The organism is Cellulomonas algicola (genome assembly GCF_019024305.1).
Classification (GTDB): Bacteria; Actinomycetota; Actinomycetes; order Actinomycetales; family Cellulomonadaceae; genus Cellulomonas; species Cellulomonas algicola.
This window is the reverse complement of record NZ_JAHKSJ010000006.1, coordinates 453590-474663: the sequence shown is the minus strand read 5'-3', so window position 1 is coordinate 474663 and position 21074 is coordinate 453590. Positions and strand designations below refer to the sequence as shown.

Annotated in this window: 13 protein-coding genes and 1 tRNA gene; 7 read left to right on the top strand and 7 right to left on the bottom strand. The window is 75.1% G+C overall.

All coding sequences use genetic code 11. The features are described 5' to 3' along the window. The first annotated feature begins 178 nt into the window (after positions 1 to 178). The 5 genes from KOV94_RS06300 (at position 179) to KOV94_RS06280 (ending at position 5859) form a co-directional block, all read left to right on the top strand. The gene (locus tag KOV94_RS06300) at positions 179 to 1462 is read left to right on the top strand and encodes a transcriptional regulator (protein ID WP_218051525.1); all 1284 of its coding nucleotides are present in this window, start codon (positions 179 to 181) and stop codon (positions 1460 to 1462) included. 312 nt (positions 1463 to 1774) lie between these two features. Then, positions 1775 to 3298: an acetaldehyde dehydrogenase ExaC gene (gene exaC, locus KOV94_RS06295; protein ID WP_218051524.1), complete on the top strand. Its 1524-nt coding sequence runs from the start codon at positions 1775 to 1777 to the stop codon at positions 3296 to 3298. A 140-nt stretch (positions 3299 to 3438) separates the two neighbouring features. Then, on the top strand, positions 3439 to 3828 hold the full coding sequence (locus tag KOV94_RS06290; RefSeq protein WP_124342856.1) for a DUF779 domain-containing protein: 390 nt from the start codon (positions 3439 to 3441) through the stop codon (positions 3826 to 3828). A gap of 145 nt (positions 3829 to 3973) precedes the next feature. After that, positions 3974 to 4549 (top strand): DinB family protein, encoded by a 576-nt coding sequence (locus KOV94_RS06285; RefSeq protein WP_124342857.1) that lies wholly within the window; start codon positions 3974 to 3976, stop codon positions 4547 to 4549. Between the two features lie 338 nt (positions 4550 to 4887). Then, the gene (locus KOV94_RS06280) at positions 4888 to 5859 is read left to right on the top strand and encodes a hypothetical protein (RefSeq protein WP_218051523.1); all 972 of its coding nucleotides are present in this window, start codon (positions 4888 to 4890) and stop codon (positions 5857 to 5859) included. Between the two features lie 170 nt (positions 5860 to 6029). Here the strand turns inward: KOV94_RS06280 and KOV94_RS06275 are convergent, their stop codons facing one another. The 5 genes from KOV94_RS06275 to KOV94_RS06255 all read right to left on the bottom strand — a co-directional run bounded on the left by KOV94_RS06275 (position 6030) and on the right by KOV94_RS06255 (position 15312). Then, positions 6030 to 6947, bottom strand: a complete 918-nt coding sequence (locus KOV94_RS06275) for a transglutaminase family protein (RefSeq protein ID WP_218051522.1) — start codon at positions 6945 to 6947, stop codon at positions 6030 to 6032. Next, the gene (locus KOV94_RS06270; RefSeq protein ID WP_218051521.1) at positions 6944 to 9532 is read right to left on the bottom strand and encodes a circularly permuted type 2 ATP-grasp protein; all 2589 of its coding nucleotides are present in this window, start codon (positions 9530 to 9532) and stop codon (positions 6944 to 6946) included. Before KOV94_RS06270 ends, KOV94_RS06275 begins: the two co-directional genes overlap by 4 nt. A 136-nt stretch (positions 9533 to 9668) precedes the next feature. After that, the gene (locus KOV94_RS06265; RefSeq protein WP_218051520.1) at positions 9669 to 11639 is read right to left on the bottom strand and encodes a glycoside hydrolase family 15 protein; all 1971 of its coding nucleotides are present in this window, start codon (positions 11637 to 11639) and stop codon (positions 9669 to 9671) included. Positions 11640 to 11857: 218 nt separating this feature from the next. Next, entirely contained in the window at positions 11858 to 13240 is a 1383-nt protein-coding gene (locus KOV94_RS06260) for a pyridoxal phosphate-dependent decarboxylase family protein (protein WP_218051647.1), read from the bottom strand. A gap of 281 nt (positions 13241 to 13521) precedes the next feature. Beyond that, complete coding sequence (locus KOV94_RS06255; RefSeq protein ID WP_218051519.1) at positions 13522 to 15312, bottom strand: alpha/beta hydrolase; 1791 nt, start codon at positions 15310 to 15312, stop codon at positions 13522 to 13524. A 197-nt stretch (positions 15313 to 15509) separates the two neighbouring features. On the opposite strand from KOV94_RS06255, the gene KOV94_RS06250 reads away from it, so the two are divergent. Beyond that, positions 15510 to 15875, top strand: coding sequence for a nuclear transport factor 2 family protein (locus tag KOV94_RS06250; RefSeq protein ID WP_124342991.1), 366 nt, complete (start codon positions 15510 to 15512; stop codon positions 15873 to 15875). 71 nt (positions 15876 to 15946) lie between these two features. Here the strand turns inward: KOV94_RS06250 and KOV94_RS06245 are convergent. Beyond that, positions 15947 to 16020, bottom strand: a tRNA-Gly gene (locus KOV94_RS06245). 179 nt (positions 16021 to 16199) lie between these two features. Between KOV94_RS06245 and KOV94_RS06240 the strand changes: the two genes are divergently transcribed. After that, entirely contained in the window at positions 16200 to 16802 is a 603-nt protein-coding gene (locus KOV94_RS06240) for a GNAT family N-acetyltransferase (RefSeq protein WP_218051518.1), read from the top strand. 51 nt (positions 16803 to 16853) lie between these two features. Here the strand turns inward: KOV94_RS06240 and KOV94_RS06235 are convergent, their stop codons facing one another. After that, complete coding sequence (locus KOV94_RS06235; protein WP_218051517.1) at positions 16854 to 21062, bottom strand: S8 family serine peptidase; 4209 nt, start codon at positions 21060 to 21062, stop codon at positions 16854 to 16856. Positions 21063 to 21074 lie beyond the last annotated feature (12 nt).

The window sequence follows — 21074 nt, the reverse complement described above, 5'->3', positions numbered from 1 at the left end:
GAAGGAGCGCGCGACGGCACGGGAAGTACGCCCGACGGCCGCCGGTCCGAGCGGAGGCCCCCGGGGCCCGGCGAGACCACGACGACACGTTCCCGAACACCCGCGCGGAAATAGCGGACGATTCGTACACTCGGAGGTCACGGGGGGCAGTGCTCGGCGGTGGGTCGAGGGGAGAGTCATGTCGCAGCACGACTCCGTGCGGGTCGCCCACGAGTACTTCGTCACGACCGGGCGCCTCGCCGGGCAGCACGTCCGACGCCTCGTCGCCGACTCGTGGCGACGCAGCGCGCGCAGCGGTGTCGACCCCGAGGTCCCCGCGCCGCCCGTCGACATGTCCGGCCGCACGCTCACCTCCTACCGCCGCGGGCACGCGCTCTCGGCCGCGATGCCCGTCGTGCGCGACCTGCTGGTCCGGCCGGGCGCGGGCGCGGGGTGGATCACCGCGCTGACCGACGACGCGGGTCGCCTGCTGTGGGTCGAGGGCGACCGCGACGTGCGCCGCAAGGTCGAGAGCGTCGGGTTCGTCGAGGGTGCCGTGTGGAGCGAGGACCGCGCCGGGACGAACGCGCCCGGTGTCGCGCTCGTCACCGAGCGGCCCGCGCAGGTCGTCGGGACCGAGCACTACGCGCGCACCGTGCACCCGTGGAACTGCACCGCCGCGCCCGTGCGCGCACCGTCCGGGCAGGTGCTCGGGGTGCTCGACGTCACGGGCGGTCCCGTCGTCGCGACCGCCGTGATGATGTCGCTGGTGCGTGCGACCGTCGCCGCGGTCGAGGCCGAGCTGGCCCGCGCGGCCGCCGGGCCCGTGCTGCAGCTGCCGTCGGACCGGGTCGTCACCGCGATCACCGGCGGGCAGCGGACGGCCGTCGGCGCGCGGCTCCGCGTGCTCGGTCCCGCGGTGCCGACGCTGCACCTCGACGGCCGCGACGTGCGACTCACGCTGCGGCACGCCGAGATCCTGCTGCTCCTCGCGCAGCACCACGCCGGGCTCACCGCCGACGAGCTCGCCGTGCAGCTCAGCGACGACGTGCTGTCCGACGTGACCGTGCGCGCCGAGGTGTCGCGCCTGCGCCGCGTCGTCGGGCCGCTGCTGTCGCCGTCCCGCCCCTACCGCCTCACCGCGCCGATCCGGTCCGACGCGGACACCGTGCGCGGTCTGCTGGAGGTCGGCGACGTGGTCGCCGCGCTCGCCAACCACCCGGGCGTCGTCCTGCCGCGGTCCGTCGCGCCCGGCGTCGAGCGCATCCGCGAGGACCTGCGGGCCGACCTGCGCGCCGCCGTGCTCGCCAGCCCCGAGGAGGGCGCGGTCTCCCGGTGGGTGTCGTCCGACGACGGCGCCGACGACTGGCAGGCGTGGCAGCGCCTCGCCGTCCTCGCCCCCCGCGGCACCCCGGCGCACGTCCAGGCCCGCGGCCGCCTCGACCTCCTGTCCCACCGCCTGGCGACCCACCGCGCCGGCTGACGTCGCCGCGCACCGCCCTGCAGGCGGCCCCGCCACGGCCCCGGCCGTCGAGCGCCCGGGCGAACGCGCCCCCGAACCGGACCCGATGGCGCGCTCGACGACACGGCGACCGGTCGACCCGGGTCTCGTGACCGCCCACGGCCGCAACGCGGTACCCAGCACCGGGTGGACGGTCCGCCCGTGCCGCCCACGCAGCAGCCGGTGCAACGGTCGTGCAACGGCGCGTGCCTAGCGTGGGCGTGTCGCGGCAACGACGCCGCGACCGCGGGTGCGCCACAAGCCTTCGCCCGCGGACCCCGCCAGGGAGGCGTGATGACCGTCTACGCGCCGCCGGGACAGCCCGGCAGCCTCATCTCCTACCGCGACCGCTACGACCACTGGATCGGCGGTGAGTTCGTCGCGCCCGCGTCGGGCCGCTACTTCGAGAACCCCAGCCCGGTGACGGGCCGGACGTTCACCGAGGTCGGCCGGGGCGACGCCGACGACGTCGAGCGTGCGCTCGACGCGGCGCACGGTGCGTCGCGCGCGTGGGGGAGGACGACCGCCACGGAGCGGGCCGTGATCCTCAACAAGATCGCGGACCGCATGGAGCAGAACCTCGAGATGCTCGCCGCGGCGGAGGCGTGGGAGAACGGCAAGCCCGTGCGCGAGACGCTCGCGTTCGACATCCCGCTCGCGATCGACCACTTCCGCTACTTCGCGGGCGCGATCCGGGCGCAGGAGGGGTCGATCTCGGAGATCGACGGCGACACGATCGCCTACCACTTCCACGAGCCGCTCGGCGTGGTCGCGCAGATCATCCCGTGGAACTTCCCGATCCTCATGGCGACGTGGAAGCTCGCCCCGGCGCTGGCCGCGGGCAACGCGGTCGTCCTGAAGCCGGCCGAGCAGACGCCCGCGTCGATCCTGCTGCTCATGGAGCTGATCGGGGACCTGCTGCCCGCGGGCGTCGTCAACGTCGTCAACGGGTTCGGGGTCGAGGCGGGCAAGCCGCTCGCGTCGTCGCCGCGCGTGCGGAAGGTCGCGTTCACGGGCGAGACCACGACGGGCCGGCTGATCATGCAGTACGCCAGCCAGAACATCATCCCGGTGACCCTGGAGCTCGGCGGCAAGAGCCCGAACATCTTCTTCGAGGACGTCGCACGCGAGAAGGACGGGTTCTACGACAAGGCGCTCGAGGGCTTCGCGATGTTCGCCCTCAACCAGGGCGAGGTGTGCACGTGCCCGTCGCGCGCGCTCATCCAGGAGTCGATCTACGACGAGTTCCTGGAGGCCGTGAAGCTGCGCACGGAGAGCATGCGCCAGGGCGACCCGCTCGACACGGAGACGCAGGTCGGCGCGCAGGCGTCGAACGACCAGCTCGAGAAGATCCTGTCCTACCTGGACATCGGCCGCGCGGAGGGGGCGCGGGTGGTGACGGGCGGGCACCGGGCGGAGCTGTCGGGCGACCTGTCGGGCGGGTACTACGTGACGCCGACGATCTTCGAGGGGAAGAACTCCATGCGGGTCTTCCAGGAGGAGATCTTCGGTCCCGTCGTGGCGGTGACGTCGTTCTCGGACTACGAGGACGCCATCTCCATCGCCAACGACACGCTGTACGGCCTCGGCGCCGGTGTCTGGTCCCGCGAGGCGGCGATCCAGTACCGGGCGGGCCGTGACATCGAGGCGGGCCGCGTGTGGACGAACTGCTACCACGCGTACCCCGCGGCGGCGGCGTTCGGCGGCTACAAGGGCTCGGGCGTCGGCCGCGAGAACCACAAGATGATGCTGGACCACTACCAGCAGACGAAGAACCTCCTCGTGTCGTACACGCAGGAGTCGCTCGGGCTGTTCTGACGGGCGGGCACGCGGTCGCGGCGGAGGTTCGGAGGGGAGCTTCCGCCGCGACCGTGAGGCACGGGTCGGGACGACGAGCGACGCCGCCCGACGGCGGCCGGCCGGGGCACCGGTCGTCGCCGGGCGGGGGAGGAGGCGGGATGGGACTTCCGGAGCGGGTCGCGGCGACGGACGCCGCGCTCGACATGCTGCGGACGCTGCGCGGGCAGCACGGCGAGCTGATGATCCACCAGTCGGGCGGGTGCTGCGACGGGTCGTCGCCGATGTGCTACCCGTCGGGCGACCTGATCACGGGCGACGTCGACGTGCACCTGGGCGACCTCGACCTGGGCGACGGGGCGAGCGTGCCCGTGTGGATGACGCGCGCGCAGTACGAGTACTGGAAGCACACGCACCTGACGATCGACCTGGTGCCGGGCCGCGGCGCGGGCTTCTCGCTCGAGGCGCCCGAGGGCGTGCGGTTCCTGCTGCGCTCGCGCGTCCTCACGGACGAGGAGTACGGCGCGCTGCACGCGGCGGGGTTCGTCTGACGGGTGTCGTGGTCGACGTCGGCTCCGGTGCGGTCGGCGGTCCCGGCGACGTCGTCGGCGTGCCCCGACGGACACGTGACGTCGAGCCGGCGACAGGTGTGGACGAGGCGGCGACACGGTGGCGCGGAGCGTCTAGCGTGCGGGCATGACGAGCGAGCCGACGACCGACGCCCCCGCCGACGCCCCCGCCGCCCAGCCCGCCCCGGCGATCGAGCCCGACACCAAGGACTGGACCTGGGTGCTGCGCGAGCCGTGCCCGGAGTGCGGGTTCCAGGCGGCCGACGTCGACGTGCACGCGATCGGCGGCACGGTCCGCGACCTCACGCCGCGGTGGATCTCCGCGCTCAACCGTGAGGACGCGCGGGTGCGCCCCGAGCCGCAGGTGTGGAGCGTGCTCGAGTACGGCGCGCACGTGCGGGACGTGCTCCGGGTGTTCGACGGCCGCCTCGCGCTCATGCTCGAGCAGGACGACCCGCTGTTCGAGAACTGGGACCAGGACGCGACGGCGCTCGCGGACCGGTACGACCTGCAGGACCCGGTGCTGGTCGCCGACGAGCTCGCGGACGCGGCCGACGTGATCGCGGACCGGTTCGACGCGGTGCGCGAGGACCAGGTGGAGCGCCCGGGCCGCCGGTCGAACGGGTCGGTGTTCACGGTCCGCACGCTCGGCCAGTACTTCGTGCACGACCTGGTGCACCACCTGCACGACGTGCGCGCCTGACGTCGTGTGCGCCTGACGACGTGTGCGCCTGACGGCGTGCGCGGTTGACTTCGTCGCCCGTCGCCCGTCGCCCGTCGCCCGTCGCCCGTCGCCCGTCGCCCGTCGCCCGTCGCCCCGCGGCGCCCTCGCACCGGTCCGTCCCGCTGACGGGCGTCGGTGCGGGGGCGCCGCAACTTTTGTCCACAGGGTCTGTCCACAGCGGTGTGCAAAGGGTTGTGTTGATGTGGACACCTGAAGCGATTAGGCCCTGACCTGCGGATCCGGCGTGTCCGAGGGACTCGCCGCGTCCGACACCCTGCCGAAACCTGCCCGCAGCAATCCGGGGGTACGGTCCGCGCATGATCCTGGCCGAGGTCATCCCCGCGCCGCTCGTCGGCCGGCACGTCCTGGTGCTGCCCGCCGGCACCGACGTGCGCCCGCTCGCCGCCGCGTGGTTCCCGGGCGCCGCCTGGGAACGTCAGCCGCTCGACCCTGGCGAGCGGCCCGCCGCCGCCCGGCCCACGGGCGCGCGGTTCCGCGGCATCGTCGTCGAGGCGCCGCGCCCCACCACCGGCCTCCTCCGGCTCGACGCGTCCGCCGCGCTCGACGGTCCCGTCCGGCTCGGCGAGCCCGTCGCGCGAGCGCTCGGCCTCGGCGCGCGCGAGCTCGACGCCTGGAGCCTCGTCGTGGGTGCCGGAGACGACGGGTCAGGGTCGGAGCCCGCGCGGACCGACGGTGCGCCCGGGGACCCCGCGTCACGGCACGACCTCGCGGAGGGATGGACCGTCGCCGCCGCGCGGCGCGTGCGCGGGGCGGTCCTGCCCGCCGACGGGTCGCGCGTCGTCGCCCCCGACCCCGCCGCGGCCGTCGACCTCACCCTCTGGTCGCCGCTCCCGCTCGCTCCGCAGGACGTCGTCCCGCTCGTCCGGCCTGCCCTCGCGGGCGCCCGCATCGGCCCGGCCGACGCGCCGACGCCCGAGCCCGCCGACCCGACCGCGCAGCCGTTCTCGGTCGCCGCCGCCTTCGAGTACGACGGCGTCGTGACGATCCGCGCCGCCCGCGCGCGCGAGGTCCCGCTCGTGCTCTCCACCGTCGACCAGCGGCAGTACGGGACGTGGGCCTACCACGTCGCGTGGCAGCCGCCGGACTCGACCGAGCTGCTCCAGGAGCAGCCGTCGCAGCTGCACCTCATCGCGCGGTCGCGCGTGACCCCGTCCGTCGCGCGGGTCGCCGCGACGCTGTGGCGGGTCGCGGGCGGGACCGTCGTGGACAGCGGCGGGTTCGTCGTGACGCCCGACGAGCTCACCGACCGGGCGCGCGACCTGCGCTGACGACGGGATCGGCCGTCTGCCCGTCCGCCGCTGCGCCCGTCCGCCCGTCCGCCCGTCCGCCGGTGTACGCCGGTCTGCCGTGCGGTCGTCCGCCGGTGCGTCCGTCCGCCGGTGCGCCCGTCTGCACGGCCGCCCGTCCGCTGGTCCGTCGGCCTGCAGCCCGCGCGACGTCAGAGGAACGGGTCGCTGCCCGACGGGACCAGGTCGACCTGGACCGACGGGTGCGCACCACGGCCCTCGGTGAAGATGACGCCGCGCAGCGGCGGGACGTCGTGGTAGTCGCGGCCCCAGCCGAGCAGCACGTACCGGTCGTCGACGAGCTGGTCGTTGGTCGGGTCGATCTCGACCCACCCCGCCCCCGGCGCCCACGCCGACACCCACGCGTGCGACGCGTCGGCGCCGCGCAGCTTCTCGCGGCCCGCGGGCGGGCGGGTCTCGATGTAGCCGGACGAGTAGCGGGCGGGCAGGCCGTGCAGCCGCAGCGCCGCGATCATGAGGTGCGCGACGTCCTGGCAGACCCCGGCACGCTGCGCGAGGAGCTGGTCCTGCGTGGTGTGGACGGTCGTCGACCCCGAGCGGTACGCGAGCTCGGTGCGGATGCGGTGCGCGAGGTCGACGAGCACCTCGCCGATCGGGCGGCCCGGGGTCAGGGTGGGCGCCGCGAAGTCCCGGACCGCGGGCGTGCGACTGACGTGCGGTGACGGGAGCAGGGCCTCGCGCAGCCGGACCAGCGCGTGCTCGTCGACGGTCGCGACGCCGTCGCGGACGGACTCGGCGACCTCCTCCCACGGCATCGTGGGCAGCCGGTCGGGCTCCGGCTCGGCCGCCCGCGACACCTCGATGGTCGACCGCGACGTCACGACGAGGCGCGTGTGCGGCTCGGTGACGCCGAAGTACGTCGTGCGGTTGCCGAAGTAGTCGACGTGCGCGGCGGTGTCGGCGGGCGCCGGGTCGATGTCGAGCGTCGTCGCGAGGCACGCCTGGCCCGGCACGTCGCGGGGCGTGAGCGTCGTGCGGCCGTAGGAGTCGGTGACGGGCTGCGCGTAGGTGTACGTCGTGCGGTGCACGAGGTCGTAGGTGCGGCTCATGCGGGCGCGTCCCAGAGGTCCTCGAGCGCCTGGCCGGGCGCGGGGCGGACGAAGTGCACCTTCTCGATCTCGTCGGCGGCGGAGCGCAGCCGCCAGCGCATCGACTCGAGCGTCTCGGCGAGCCGCGTCCGCCGGCCGTCCGTGCCGACGACCGAGGCCGCGGCGGGGTTTAGCTCCTCGACGAGCGCCACGACGTCACCGAGCAGGTGGTCGCGCTGGTCGGTCGACGCGCCCGCGACGGGCACGGCCGCGAGGTCCTCCTGGAGGCGGTCGAGCTGGTAGGCCAGCGACCGCGGGTTCGTGCGGTCGACCACCAGGAGGTCCAGCACCTGCGGCACGCGCGCGCCACCCTGGTACCGGCGACGCGCGGTGATGACGGACTCGTGCGTCGTGAGGACCGACTCCAGGACCAGGCGGTCGGCGGTCACCGGGCGCTGGTCGACGAGCGTGGCCTGCAGCGTCTCGACGAGGTGCTGCGCGCGCTCGATGCGACGGCCCGCGTCGAGGAGCCGCCACCCGACGTCACGGACGAGCCCCTCGGCGGCGATGCCCGCGACGGCCAGCAGCCCCTCGAGGACGCCGTCGAGCGCGGGCCGCAGCCCGGCGGTGACGGCGCGCAGGTCGGCCGCCGACGACGCCGACCGCGGGGTGCGGCTGCGGGCGCGCTCGTCGCGCAGCGCCCGCTCGATGCGCGCGATCGGGCCGAACGTGTCGGTCGAGAGCTGGTCGCGCACGGCTGCGGCGCACGCGCCGAGGCGCCGCACCGACCGCGCGACCGTGCCGTCGCGTCGGGGGTCCAGCGCGAGCGCCCGCAGCGCGGGCGGGCCGGCGGTGTCGCCGTCGTGCTCGGCGGGCAGGGCGTCGGGGGTCAGGCTCGCGAGCAGCACGGTCAGCGCGCGCCCGCCTGCCGACGCCGGGCGCGCGTGGAAGTCGTCCCAGCGGTCGGCGACGACGCGCAGCACGCGCGTGCGGTCCTCGGCGCGCTCCGCATAGCGGCCCATCCAGTACAGGTTCTCCGCGGTGCGCGGCGAGATGCCCGTCGCGGGGATGCGCGCGACGACCGTCTCCGCGGGCGTCTCGTCGGCGGTCTCCGCGACGGGTTCGGTCGACGATGCGAGCACCCACACGTCCTTCGCCGTCGCCCCCGTCGCCGACGACACCACTGCCTGGGGCGCGACCCGCGCGAGTCCGCCCGCCATCACCGCGTACGTGGACCGGTGCGCGACCGCGAACGTGCGCAGCACCGCGGCGCGCGGGCCGAGGTCGGCGGGACCGACGCCGTCGGCGGTGGCCAGCTCGGACCCGACACCCACGGGTGCGCCGTCGACGACCGGCCCGGCGGGCCCGACGGGCTCCTGGCCGACCCACGCCCAGGGCTCGGCGGCGATCCGGTCCGCGAGGTCGGCGCGCTCGCGGTGGCCGAGGGTCCAGCCGAGGATCGCGCCGCCGTCGGCGCCGCGCGCGGTCGGCAGCAGCACGAGGCTCGCGAGGTTGGTCAGCACGTGCTGCCGGGACGCGTCCTCGCCGCACCACCACGTCGGGGCGGACGGCAGCAGCAGGTCCTGGTCGAGGACCGTGCGCGCGAGACGGGGCAGGTACGCGAGCAGTGCCGGGTTCTCGAGCACCGAGCTGCCCAGGGGGTTGACCAGGCTGACCGTGCCCGCGCGCACCGCCCGCACCAGCCCGGGGACACCGAGCCGCGAGCCGGCGCGCAGGTCGAGCGGGTCGCACCACTCGGCGTCGACGCGGCGCAGCAGCACGTCGACCCGTTCCAGCCCGTCGAGGCCGCGCATCCACACGCGTCCCTCGCGGACCAGCAGGTCGCCGCCCTCGACGAGCGGCAGGCCCAGCATCGACGCGAGGTACGCCTGGTCGAACGCGGTCTCGCTCGCGGGCCCCGACGACAGCAGCGCGACGCGCGGCTCGTCGGACTCGCGCGGCGCCGCGTCGCGCAGGGCCTGCCGCAGCGCGTGGAAGAACGGGCCGAGCCGCTGGATCGACGCCTGCCGGTACGTGCCGGCCATGACCTGCGCGACGACGCGCCGGTCCTCCATCGCGTACGCCGCGCCCGACGGTGCCTGCGTGCGGTCGGCGACCGCGCACCACGCGCCGGACCCGTCCCGGACGAGGTCCGTCGCGGTGAGCACGAGCTCGCGCCCGCCCGGCATCCGCAGGCCGTCGACCTGGCGGAGGAAGCCGGGGTGCGCGAGCACGGTGGTCGGGGGCAGGAGCTGGTCGGTGAGCAGGCGACGCGCGCCGTACACGTCCTGCAGGACCGCGTCGAGCAGCTCGGCCCGCTGCACGAGCGCCGCGTCGAGGGCCGTCCACTCGGGCTCGTCGACGACCACCGGGACCGGGTCGAGCCGCCACGGGTGCGCGCCGCCCTCGGGAGCGTCGGCGCCGTACGTGACGCCGTGGTCCGCGAGCAGCCGCTCGGCCTCCGCGTGCGCGCGGGCCAGGTCGGCGGGCGTCGGCTCGTCGCCGGGGTCGACGACGCGCGACCAGTCGGGGCGGAAGTCGTCGAGCGTGACGCCCGCGTCCGACCCGTCGGCCGGTCGCACCGGCGTCGAGAGCAGGTCCGTCACGGGGAAGAGTCTGTCCCATCGTCTCCGCTCGGCGAGGTTGCGACATCGTCCCGAGACGGAGGCGTCGACGTCGCTCTCCCCGGACGACGTCGCACACCAGACGTGCGCGGGCGTGCCTGCCGGGACGCAGGGAGCCTCAGCCGCCGCGGTTGGGGGGTTCGAAGTGGATGCCGTCGTGGCCGACGCGCTCCTCGGCGCGGATGACGTGCATGACCGCGTTGATGAGTGCCAGGTGCGTGAACGCCTGCGGGAAGTTGCCCAGGTGACGGCCGGTGCGGGTGTCGATCTCCTCGGTGTACAGGTTGAGCGTCGACGCGAACGACAGCAGCCGCTCGCACAGCGCCCGCCCGCGCTCGACCTCGCCGATCTCGACCAGCGCGCTGACCAGCCAGAACGAGCAGATCGTGAACGCGCCCTCCTCGCCCTCGAGCCCGTCGTCGGTCTCCTCGACGCGGTACCGCAGGACCAGGCCGTCGACGGTGAGCTCGTCGGCGATCGCGAGGACGGTCGCGCGCACGCGCGGGTCGTCGGGCGGCAGGAACCGCAGCAGCGGCACGAGCAGCAGGGACGCGTCGAGCGCGTCGGAGCCGTACCGCTGCACGAACACGCCGCGGGAGTCGACGCCGTTGCGGCAGATGTCGGCGTGGATCTCGGCCGCGAGCTTGGCCCACTGCTCGGCGAAGTCGTGCTCGTCGTGCATCCGCGCGAGCCGTGCGCCGCGGTCGAGCGCGACCCAGCACATGAGCTTCGACGACGTGAAGTGCTGCGGGTCGCCGCGCACCTCCCAGATGCCGCGGTCGGGCTCGTGCCAGTGCTTGATCGCGGCCTCGACCTGGAGCTTGAGGACGGGCCACAGCGACTCGGGGAGCTGCTCGCGCGACTTGGCGTGCAGGTACACCGAGTCGAGCACGGCACCCCAGACGTCGTGCTGCTGCTGGTCGTACGCCGCGTTCCCGACGCGCACGGGCTGCGCGCCCTCGTACCCGGACAGGTGCCCGAGCTCCGACTCGTCGAGCCGGTCCTCGCCGCCGACGCCGTACATGATCTGCAGGTCCTTGTTCCCGCGGCAGACGTCGTGGATGAACGCGAAGAAGTCGTTCGCCTCGCGGTCCAGGCCGAGCGTGTAGAGGCCCCACAGGGCGAACGTCGAGTCGCGGATCCACGCGTACCGGTAGTCCCAGTTCCGCTCGCCGCCGGGAGTCTCGGGCAGCGACGTCGTGGCCGCCGCGAGCAGCGCACCCGTCGGCGCGTACGTCAGACCCTTGAGCGTGAGCGCGGAGCGCTGGAGGTACGTGCGCCACGGGTGGTCGGGGAAGACGCCGAGCGTGATCCACTCCCGCCAGTACTCCTGCGTGCGCCACGACATGTCGGCCGCCTGCTCCCACGTGCGCGGCGCGGGCAGCGGTGACCACGACAGCGCGACGAACGCCTTGTCGCCGTTCGACATGCGCGTCCGCGCCGACGCGGCCCGCCCGTCGACCCCGAGCCGCAGGCTCGACGTGAGCGTCAGGCTCAGGTCGCCCTCCTCCTGCGGCACGGTCTGCACCGCGTGGTAGTCGGCGCCGGTGTACTCCCACTCGGTGTGCCCGCGTCCGTAGTCGAGCGCCGGCTCGCACTCGACCTGCAGGTCGACGGTCCCGCTCACGCACGTGATCGTGCGCAGCAGGATGTGCTCGGCGTCGTCGTCCGTGGGCGTGCGGCGGTGCGTCGCCGACCGCTCGGTCGTGTTGTGCCAGGGGCCCATGACCATCGCGTCGCGCACCATGAGCCAGCCCGTCGGCGTCTGCCACGTCGTCTCGAGCACGAGCGTGCCCGGCAGGTAGCGGCGGGCCGTCGGGACCCGGATCCCGTGCGGACCCACCCGGAACGAGCCCGCGGCACGGTCCAGGATCGACGCGAACACGCTCGGCGAGTCCGGTCGCGGCACGCACATCCACTCGACCGCGCCCGACGGCGAGATCAGGCAGTTCGACTCGCAGTCCGACAGGAACGCGTAGCTCGCGATCGCCGGGAACGCCGACCGGTGCTGCGAGTCGGAACCGTGGTGCGGGCGCGTGAGGGCCACGTCGGCCCGGGAGGGGGCCTCGGGCGGGGGCACGGGCGTCATGTCCCCAGCGTCGACCCGCGCGGTGTCGCTGTCGCCACGAGCGTGTTGCGGTCGTGTGACGTGGGCGGACACGGCGCGGCCGACGTGCGCGGACCCGGTCCGGGCGCCGTGCGGCGCGACGTCCGGTGCCGCGTCCGGGACGAGGGGCGTCACCGCGGTCGGCGAGCTGCCGGACGCGTGCGGCGCTCGCGGGTCGCCCCCGGCGCGCGGCACCGCCGTCAGCTCCCGCCCGCCGACGCGACCGCGCGCCGCACCGCCTCGACCGTCGCCGTGACCTCGCTGTCGTCGGTCGCCCAGTTGCTCACCGAGAACCGGATCACGTCGCGGTCCCGCCAGTGCGACGTGTACGCGTACGCGACGCCCTCCTCGCGCAGCGCCGCCGCGACCGCCTGGGTGCGCGCGTCGTCGGCCAGCGCGACGCACACCTGCGTGTACACGACGTCGTTGACGACCTCGACGCCGTCGATGCGCGCGAGCCCTTCGGCCAGCGCCGTCGCGCCGTCGGCGAGCCGCTCGACCAGCGCCGCGACCCCCTGCCGCCCGAGCCACGCGAGCGTCGCCCACACCGGCACCCCGCGCGAGCGGCGCGACATCTCGGGGACGGTCTCGTGCGGGTCGCTCGTCTCGGCCGCGACGAGGTAGCTCGCGCGGATGCCGAGCGCGGTCCGTGCCGCCTCCCGGTCGGCGACGATCGCGATGCCGCTGTCGTACGGCACGTTGAGCGTCTTGTGCGCGTCCGTCGCCCACGAGTCCGCCGTCTCGTACCCGTGCGTGAGGTGCGCGAGGCGCGGCGACGCCGCCGCCCACAGCCCGAACGCGCCGTCGACGTGCACCCACGCACCGGCCTCGTGCGCGACCGCGACCGCCGCGCCCACGTCGTCGAACGCGCCCGAGTGCACGTTGCCCGCCTGCAGGCAGACGATCGCAGGCCCGTCGCCGTCGGCGAGTGCGTCCGCGAGCGCGTCGACCGCGATGCGTCCCTGGTCGTCGGACGGCACGAGCCGTGCCGCCCCGAGCCCGAGGTAGCGCGCCGCGAGGTCGACGGACCCGTGCCGCTCCGCGCCCGCGATGAGCCGCACGCGCGGCGCACCCGTGAGGCCCTCGGTGCTGACGTCCCAGCCGGTCTTGCGCAGCACGTGCTCGCGCCCCGCGGCCAGCCCGACGAGGTTCGCGGTCGTCGCGCCCGTCACGAACCCGACCGCCGACGCCGCGGGCAGCCCCAGCAGGTCGAGCAGCCACTCGCCCGCGAGGTCCTCGACGGCCGTCGTGCTCGGTGACGAGTGCCGCATGCCGCCGTTCTGGTCCCACGTGCTGACGAGCCAGTCCGCGGCCAGCGCCACCGGGTACGTGCCGCCGATGACCCAGCCGTAGAACCGCGGCGACTGGCTGGCCAGCAGCCCCGGCTCGACCGCGTCGGCGAGCCGGTCGAGGACCGCGCGCGGGTCCTGCGTCGACTCGGGAAGCGTCCGCCCGAGGGCGTCCTTGACCTCGCCGACGTCCGCCGCGGGCGGGATGGGTCGCTCCGGCACCTGGTCCAGCCACTCGACCGCCCGGTGCCGGGCGGCGTCGAGCAGGTCGCGGTAGTCGTCGACCGGGGACATGGGCACCTCGTCCGTGGTGCGCCGGCCGCCGGGCCGCGCACCCGCCGCGCCGCGGGCGCCGTCGCCCGCGGGGGTCCGCATGCTTCGGAGTGTTCTCCCGCGCCCGGGCGCCGTCAACGCGCGGGCCTGACGCGTGACGACCGACGCCGACGTGCGAGATCGGTGACCGTCGTGCGCACGCGGCCAGGCCTCGACGCGCGCGGCCGCGGGTGTCGACATGCACGAGGGCCGGGCACCGTCGGACGGCACCCGGCCCTCGTGTCCCGCGTGGCGCGACGGCGTCAGCCTCGCGGTGCGGCCCCCGGCAGCGGCGGCACGACCGGCGGCAGCGCCCGCTGGGGGGCGGCCTTGCGCGCCTGGTCCGGCACGACGAACGGCTGCGCGTCACCCACGCACACCGTGCCCTCGGCGGGCAGCGTCCCGGCGAGCAGGTAGCCGTCGACCGCGTCGGTCACGCACGCCGACGTGCCGTACGCCGTGTGACCCCAGCTGTCGCTCGACAGCAGGCGGCTGCTGCCGAGGACCGCGTCGGCACCGACCGCGCCCTCGTAGTTCGTCGCCGGGTCCCAGTAGTTGCCGACGACGAGCACGGGGTGCGCCGACGAGCGCGAGAACGGGCCGCGGTAGGCGTCCTCGTCCTGGACGGTCCACGTCGACGACGCGCACGGCGCCGACGCCCACGTCCACAGCGGGCCGAAGCCCGGGGCGTCCGCGTCGGCCCGCCTGGCCGCGGCGGGCCACTGCGACGCCTTCGACGGGTTGAGCCCGTCCGTGCACAGCACCGACTGGAACGCGTCGAGCCCGTTCGGGTACGGGAAGCCGAGGCCGAGCGCGGCGCGCTGCGCGGCCTCCTGCGCCGCGGCCGCGTCCTGCTCCGCCTGGAGCGTGCGGAACCGCTCGACGAGGGCGGCGTTCGCCTCGGCGCCCTCCGGCGTGCCCGTGCCGCCGGCCTGGAGCGACGCGACGAACGAGATGTCGGAGTCGACCCACTGCCAGCCGTCGGGCGCGTACAGGTCGGACAGCAGGAACGAGACGAACGTCGCGTAGGTGAGCGTGAAGACGACCTCGCCCGTGTCGGGGTCGACGATGTCCACCGGCTGCTGCTTGAGCCCGTCGATCACCCCGTCGTACACCGCGTGCGGCTCGCCGAGCGCCGCCGTCTGGCAGACGTCCGCGGCCTCGGCGCACCGGTCGAGGATCTCCTGCAGCGCCTTCCACGCGCCCTCGCCGGAGCGCAGCCGCTGCGTCTGCGGCACCGACGCGGTCGCGGGCGTCCCCGCCCACGCGGTCGGGTCCAGCACGCCGTCGATCACGAGCGCTCGGACGCGGTCCGGGAACAGGTTCGCGTACACGCTGCCCAGGTACGACCCGTACGAGAAGCCCAGGTACGTGAGCTGCGCGTCGCCGAACGTGCGGCGCAGCACGTCCATGTCACGCGCGACCTCGGCCGTCGACATCGACCCGGACAGCGGCTTGCCGGTCGTCGAGCACGCGCGCCCGAACTTCTCCGACGACGCGACCGCCGCCTTCGTCTCCGCGTAGCCCACCGGGAACGCGACGCCCGTCAGCCCCGAGACCGCTGCCGCCTGCTGGCCGACGTCCTTGAAGCACTGCACGTTGCTGCTGTAGTTCGTGCCGCGCGGGTCGATCCCCACGACGTCGAAGCGCGCGAGCAGCTCGGGGGCCAGGAACTGCGGCGCGGCGGCCGCGATCTCGACGCCCGACCCGCCCGGCCCGCCGGGGTTGAGGAACAGCGTGCCGATCTTCCGTGCCGGGTCCGTCGCCGGGATCCGCAGCACCGCGACCTCGGTCGTCGCGCCGCGTGGCTCGTCGTAGTCGAGCGGGAGCGCTGCCACCCCGCACTGCGCGGTGGACCCGAACAGCGGGCTGCAGTCGAACCAGCCGAGGTCGGGGACCTTCACGCGGTCGACGCGTGCGGCCTCGGAGCGGGACGTCCTGTCGCCGCCGGTCGGTGCCGCGGACGCGGCGGTCGCGGTCGGGACGACCGCGGCGGCGACGGTGAGTGCGGCGAGCGCCGCGACGAGCGTGCGTGCTGATCTGCGCAACTGCATGCTTCCCCCTGCCGGCGTGCCGTCGGCCGCCCCTGTGCGGCCTGCTGGCCGGCACGCGCCGCCCCCACCCTCTCGACGCCCTCGCGCGCGCCACAAGGGCCTCACCGGGCCCTTCACGGGACGTGCGCAACTGGACGTCCGCCCTGGTCGGGGGCCTGCCGGTGCGGAGCCGGGTGCCGGGCGCGACACTCGACCCCATGGACGTCATGACGTGGGTCGACGGGTACGAGCGGGCGTGGCGCGGCAACGACGTCGCGGGTCTCGACCAGCTCTTCACCGCCGACGTGCGCTACCTGCGGTCCGCCTACGACGACGGGCTCGACGGCCTCGAGGCCGTCCGCGAGTTCTGGTCGGACGACACGCCCTTCACGATGCGCGCCGAACCCGTCGCGGTGCAGGGCGACACCGCGGTCGTCCGGGTCGAGGTGCACTACGGGGGCGACGAGCCGCACGAGTACCGGGACCTGTGGATCCTGCGGTTCGCGGGCGACGGCCGCGTGCGGCACTTCGAGGAGTGGGCGCACTGGCCGGGCATGCCGGGCTGGAACCCCGCCGCCGAGTAGCCCGCCCGCGCACACGCGACCCGGGAACGACGACGGCCGGCACCCGAGGGGTACCGGCCGAGGCGATCGCGTGGAGCGGGTGACGGGAATCGAACCCGCGCCATCAGCTTGGGAAGCTGAAGTTCTACCATTGAACTACACCCGCGTGACCGTCCGGCCGGTGACCTCTGCGCTCGTCAGGGGCTCGCGAGCCCCGGAGACGTCGGTCGCCGTCGTCGGCCCGGACAGCATACCCGGCACGGCGTGCCCCGCGAAGTCGCGTCCGCACCCCCGCCGCACCCGAACCGGCCCGGCTCCCGCGGCGCCCGTGAGAAGGTCGGGCGCATGGCTGCCGTGCTCCGCCCGTACCACCCGTCCGACCTGGCCGCGATGTACCGCATCTGCCTGCTGACGGGAGCCGCGGGGGGCGACGCGACGCACCTGTACCGCAACCCCGACCTGCTCGCGCACCTCTACGCCGGGCCGTACCCCGTCGCCGACCCGGGCCTCACGTTCGTCGTGGCCGACGACGAGGGCGTGCTCGGCTACGTCGTCGGCACCGCCGACACCCCGACGTTCGACGCGTGGCTCGAGGCCCACTGGTGGCCGACGCTGCGCGCCCAGCACCCGGTGCCGGAGGACCCGGGCGACGGCACCGAGGACCACGTGCTCGTGCGCCGGATCCACGAGTGGGCGGGCAGCCCCGACGAGCTCTACGACCGGTACCCCGCCCACCTGCACATCGACCTGCTGCCGCGCGCCCAGGGGCAGGGCTGGGGGCGCCGGCTCATCGAGGCGCTGGCCGACGCGCTGCGGGCCCGCGGCGTGACCGGCCTGCACCTGGGCGTCGACGCGCGCAACACCGGCGCGATCGCGTTCTACGAGCGCGTCGGGTTCCGGCGTGAGCGCACGCACGACTGGGGGGCGACGCTCGTCCTCGACCTCTGACGAGCACCGCCCGGCCCCGCCGCGGCCGCGGTGCGGCGGGTCGGCGCGGCGTCAGCGGTAGGTGCGGAACCAGCCGAACACGTCGACGACCATGTGCACGTCCGAGGACTGCGCGTAGAAGGTCGACTTCCCGTCGACGCCGAGCGTCAGGATCGCCATGTTCGACTCGTCGCGGCCGGGCACGAGGTTGATGCTCGCGACCTCGGGCAGCGACGCCGGCACCGTCGTCGGGAAGACGCGCACGTGCGTCAGACCCGGCGGCTGGACGCCCGCGAGGTTCACCACCGCGGCGCTCGCCTGGCTGGGCACCGCGCTCGTCCCGCCGATCTTCACGTCCATCGAGCGGCCCGCGCGGAGGATGCCGCTGAAGCCGAGCGGGACGCGCGAGTCGGCGACGCGGGTCGGTGCGACGGGCACGAGACCGTTGGTGCCGGTCGCGGTGTAGTAGCCCGCGAGGTCCGCGACGAGGTGCGTGGCGCTCTGGTTGACCCAGAAGCGCACGCGGCCGTTCTCGCCGACCTTGACGGTCACGAGGTTCGCCTGGTCACGGCCGGGGTAGAGGTTGAGGTTCGAGGTCGACGGCCCGGACCACGGTTCGCCGAGGTCGGGGGTCGGCAGCACGCTGACGAACGTGGCGCCCTGGACGTTGGTGCCCGCGACGTTGAGGACGACGGCCGTCGCGTCCGCGGGCACCCCGCCGGTCCCGCTCACCTGCAGGTCGACCCACCGACCACCCGTGACCGCTCCGGCGGGGACGCCCGTGCCGTTGCGCGTGTCGAGCACGCGGCGCGGGGTGACCGGGACGTAGCCGCTCGCGCCGCCCGGGCTGTAGTACCCGAAGACGTCGAGGATCAGGTGCGTCGTGGGCCCCTCGGGCATGACCGCGAGCGTCTGGCCCGCACCGAGCTGCACCGTCGTGAGGTTCGGCTGGTCGACTCCCGGGACGACGTTGAGGTTCGCCGAGTTCGGCGTCGGGCCCGAGCCGTCGGCGGCCGTCGGGAACGCGCGCACGTTGCCGAGCGAGTCGTGCCGGGTCGCGGTGATCGACATGACGACCGCGGTCGCGTCGGGCGGCAGCAGCCCGGCGAGCGACACGACGAGCCGCTGGCCGGAGCGGACCGCGCCGTACGTCCCCGGGGTCGCGGGGTCGCGGGTGTCGACGACGCGGAACGGCTCGACCGGCGTGTAGCGGTCGCCGCCGGCGGCGACCGTGAACGGGATGCGGATCGGGGCGGGGAGCGTCGCGTTCGAGACGCCGTCGGTGACGCCCGAGACGACCACCGAGTAGTGCTGCCCCGCGGCGAGGTTCTTGTCGGGCGTGAGACTGACCGTCCTCGTGGCGCCGTCCCACACGGGCGCGGCGGTGCCGACGGTGGCGCCCGTCCCGTCGAGCAGCCGCACGGTTGCCTTCGTGACCGTCGCCAGGTCGCGCGCGAAGCCGAGGCGGATCGTCGGCTGGACCGCGACGCCCGACGCGTGAGGGGCGATGCTGGTGGACCGCAGCCAGCCGCGCGACGTCGACCCCGACGGGACGGTCTGCTGCAGCGCGATCACGCCTCCCTCGGCGAGGACCGCGTCGACGCGCGCGTCACCGTCGAGCTTCGCGAGCGCGAGCTGCCCCGGGCGGTCGTACACGGTCTGCTCGATCGGCGACGGCATCGGCGCGGAGAGCGTGCCGTCGCTGTTCTGACGCAGCAGGCTCACGCGCATGTCGAAGGCGTTCGACACGAGCACGTCGTTGCGGGTGTCCGCGTCGATCTGCCCGATGACGAGGTCACCCCCCGACTCGCCGCCCGCCGGGTACTCCTTGGTCGCTGCGAACCCACCGCCGGCGAGGGCGGCGTCGACGCGGACCGCGCTGCCGTTGAGCCGGACGACGTCGGCCCGCCCGTCGCCCGTGACGTCGCCGACCGCGACCGCGGTCACGAGCGGACCGCCTGCGGACGGCATGGCCACGGGGGCTGCGAGCGTGCCGTCGGCCGCCTGCGGGTGCACGGCGTGCGTCGTCACGACGTCGGGCCTGCCGTCTCCGGTGACGTCGCCGACGGCGAGGTACTGCGCCGACTGCGTCGTCAGGGCCTCCGCGACCGGGGTGAACACGCCGCTGCCGTTGCCGCGGAAGACCTGGATGCTCGGCCGGCTGGTCGAGACGACGACATCGACGAAGCTGTCGGCGTCCCACTTCACCGCCGCGATGTCGAAGCCACCGAACGCCGCGCCGCCGAAGGTCACGGGCGTCTGGCCCGCGACGCCCAGGGAGCCCGCCGCCTGCGTGAGCAGCACGAACCCCGTCGACGTCGTCGCGACCGCGTCGTTCTTGCCGTCGCCAGTGAAGTCCGCGACCGCGACGCCGTGGCCGTCGATCACGATGCCCGGCACCGGCACGTTCACGGGCGTCGCGAGCGTGCCGTCGCCCTTGCCCGGGTAGACGTAGACGCCGCCCCGGGGCTCGACCGTGACCGCGTCGTCCTTGCCGTCGCCCGTCACGTCACCGGCCGCGAGGACGCCGACGTCCGTGCGCGCCGGGTCCGCGGGCGGGGTGAAGGTGGGCGTGAACGGCGCCGTCGGGCCCTGCTCCACACGCAGCTCGTAGGTCCGGTCGGCGGGCGCCGAGCCGTTCGCGTTCGACACGCCGACGAGGACCGTCGTCGCGGCGGCGACCTGCACGAACACGTCCTCCGGCTCGGTCTCGTCGCCGTCATCCGCGCGCCCGAGCACCGCCCCCGACGTGTCCTGGACCTCCACGACGAGGTCGAGCAGCGGACCCGCGGCGGGGTCGCCCTCGGAGGTCTGGCCGACGTGCGCGCGGTACGTGCCCGCGGCCGGGAGCGCGACCGAGTACCAGTCGACGTCGCCCTCGGGCGAGAGCGTGGCCGTGGCGGTGGAACCGCTGGACAGCGCACGGGCCGTCACGGGCGTGTCGTCGCTCGAGCCCGGGTCGGCGGGGGCGCGGTCGAGCGCGACGCCCGCGGCCGCGCGCTGATCCGATGGCTGGGTGACCACGGCGGTCACCGCGGCGGCCACGTCGAGCACGCCCGCGCCGTAGTACGGGTCGTAGCCGCGCGGGCCTGCGTCGCGCGCTGTCGACACCAGGCGCTGCTCGACGAGGTCGGGGGACAGCGCCGGCTCACGAGCGAGCACGAGGGCCGCGGCGCCGCTGACCGCCGGTGCGGCGAACGACGTGCCGGAGCCGATGGAGTAGCCGCCCTGGGCGCGGGGGCCGACGACGTCGTGCCCGGGCGCTGCGATCGAGACGGTGTCGCCCCACGTCGACCAGCCGGCGAGCGCCCCGGCGTAGTCGGTGCCCGACACGGACAGCAGGCCCTTGATCTGCGGGGCGTACGCCGCGGGGTACTGCCGCACCTGGTCGCCCTCGTTGCCGGCCGCCGCGACGACGACGACGCCGGCGTTGACCGCCGCGTCGATGGCGTCGAAGAGCACCTGCGACGTGCCGGGCCCGCCGAGCGACAGGTTGATGACGTCGGCGCCCTCCTGGACCGCGTAGGCGATGCCGCTCGCGACGCGGGAGTCCGTGCTGTTCCCGGCGGCGTCGAGGACGCGGACGGGCAGGATCGTCGCGCCGTACGCGACCCCGACGGTGCCCTTGCCGTTGTTGCCGATCGCGGCGGCCGTCCCGGCGACCATCGTCCCGTGCCCGTTCGGGTCGGTGTCGGCGCCGCTGGCGTCGACGAAGTCCCTGCCCGTGAGCACGCGTCCGGCGAGGTCCTCGTGCGCGCCCGCGACACCGGAGTCGAGGACCGCGATCACGACGCCCTGCCCGCGCGTCGCCTCCCACGCGCGCGGCTGACGGGTGAGGTCGAGGTACGGCCACGTATAGGACAGCAGCGGGTCGTTGGTCCACCCGAACGCGTGCCGGACGTGGTCGACCTGCACCTCGGCGACGTCGGGGTCCTGCGCGAGGCGTGCGGCGACCTCCTCGGCGTCCTCGTCACCGACGGGCACCGCGACGAACCGGGTGCCGGGGACGAGCTCGCCGGTGGTCGCCGCGCCGGCGGCCGACAGCGTCGAGGACTGCGTCGACCTCGACGCGCCGGGCGCGAACCGCACGAGCACCTGGTCGGGCTGGACGTCGGTCGCGGGCGGCGGCTCGTACGCGGGCAGGTCGTCGCGCGCGTGCAGCACGGGACCGGTCGTGGGGTCGGACACGGGCGCGGGCGCGCTCCAGGCGGCGAGCGGCGTGAGCGCGACGGCGGTCAGCGCGAGCGTCAGCGCAGCGGCGGCGGGGCGTGACTTCAGCATCGTCGGTCCTGT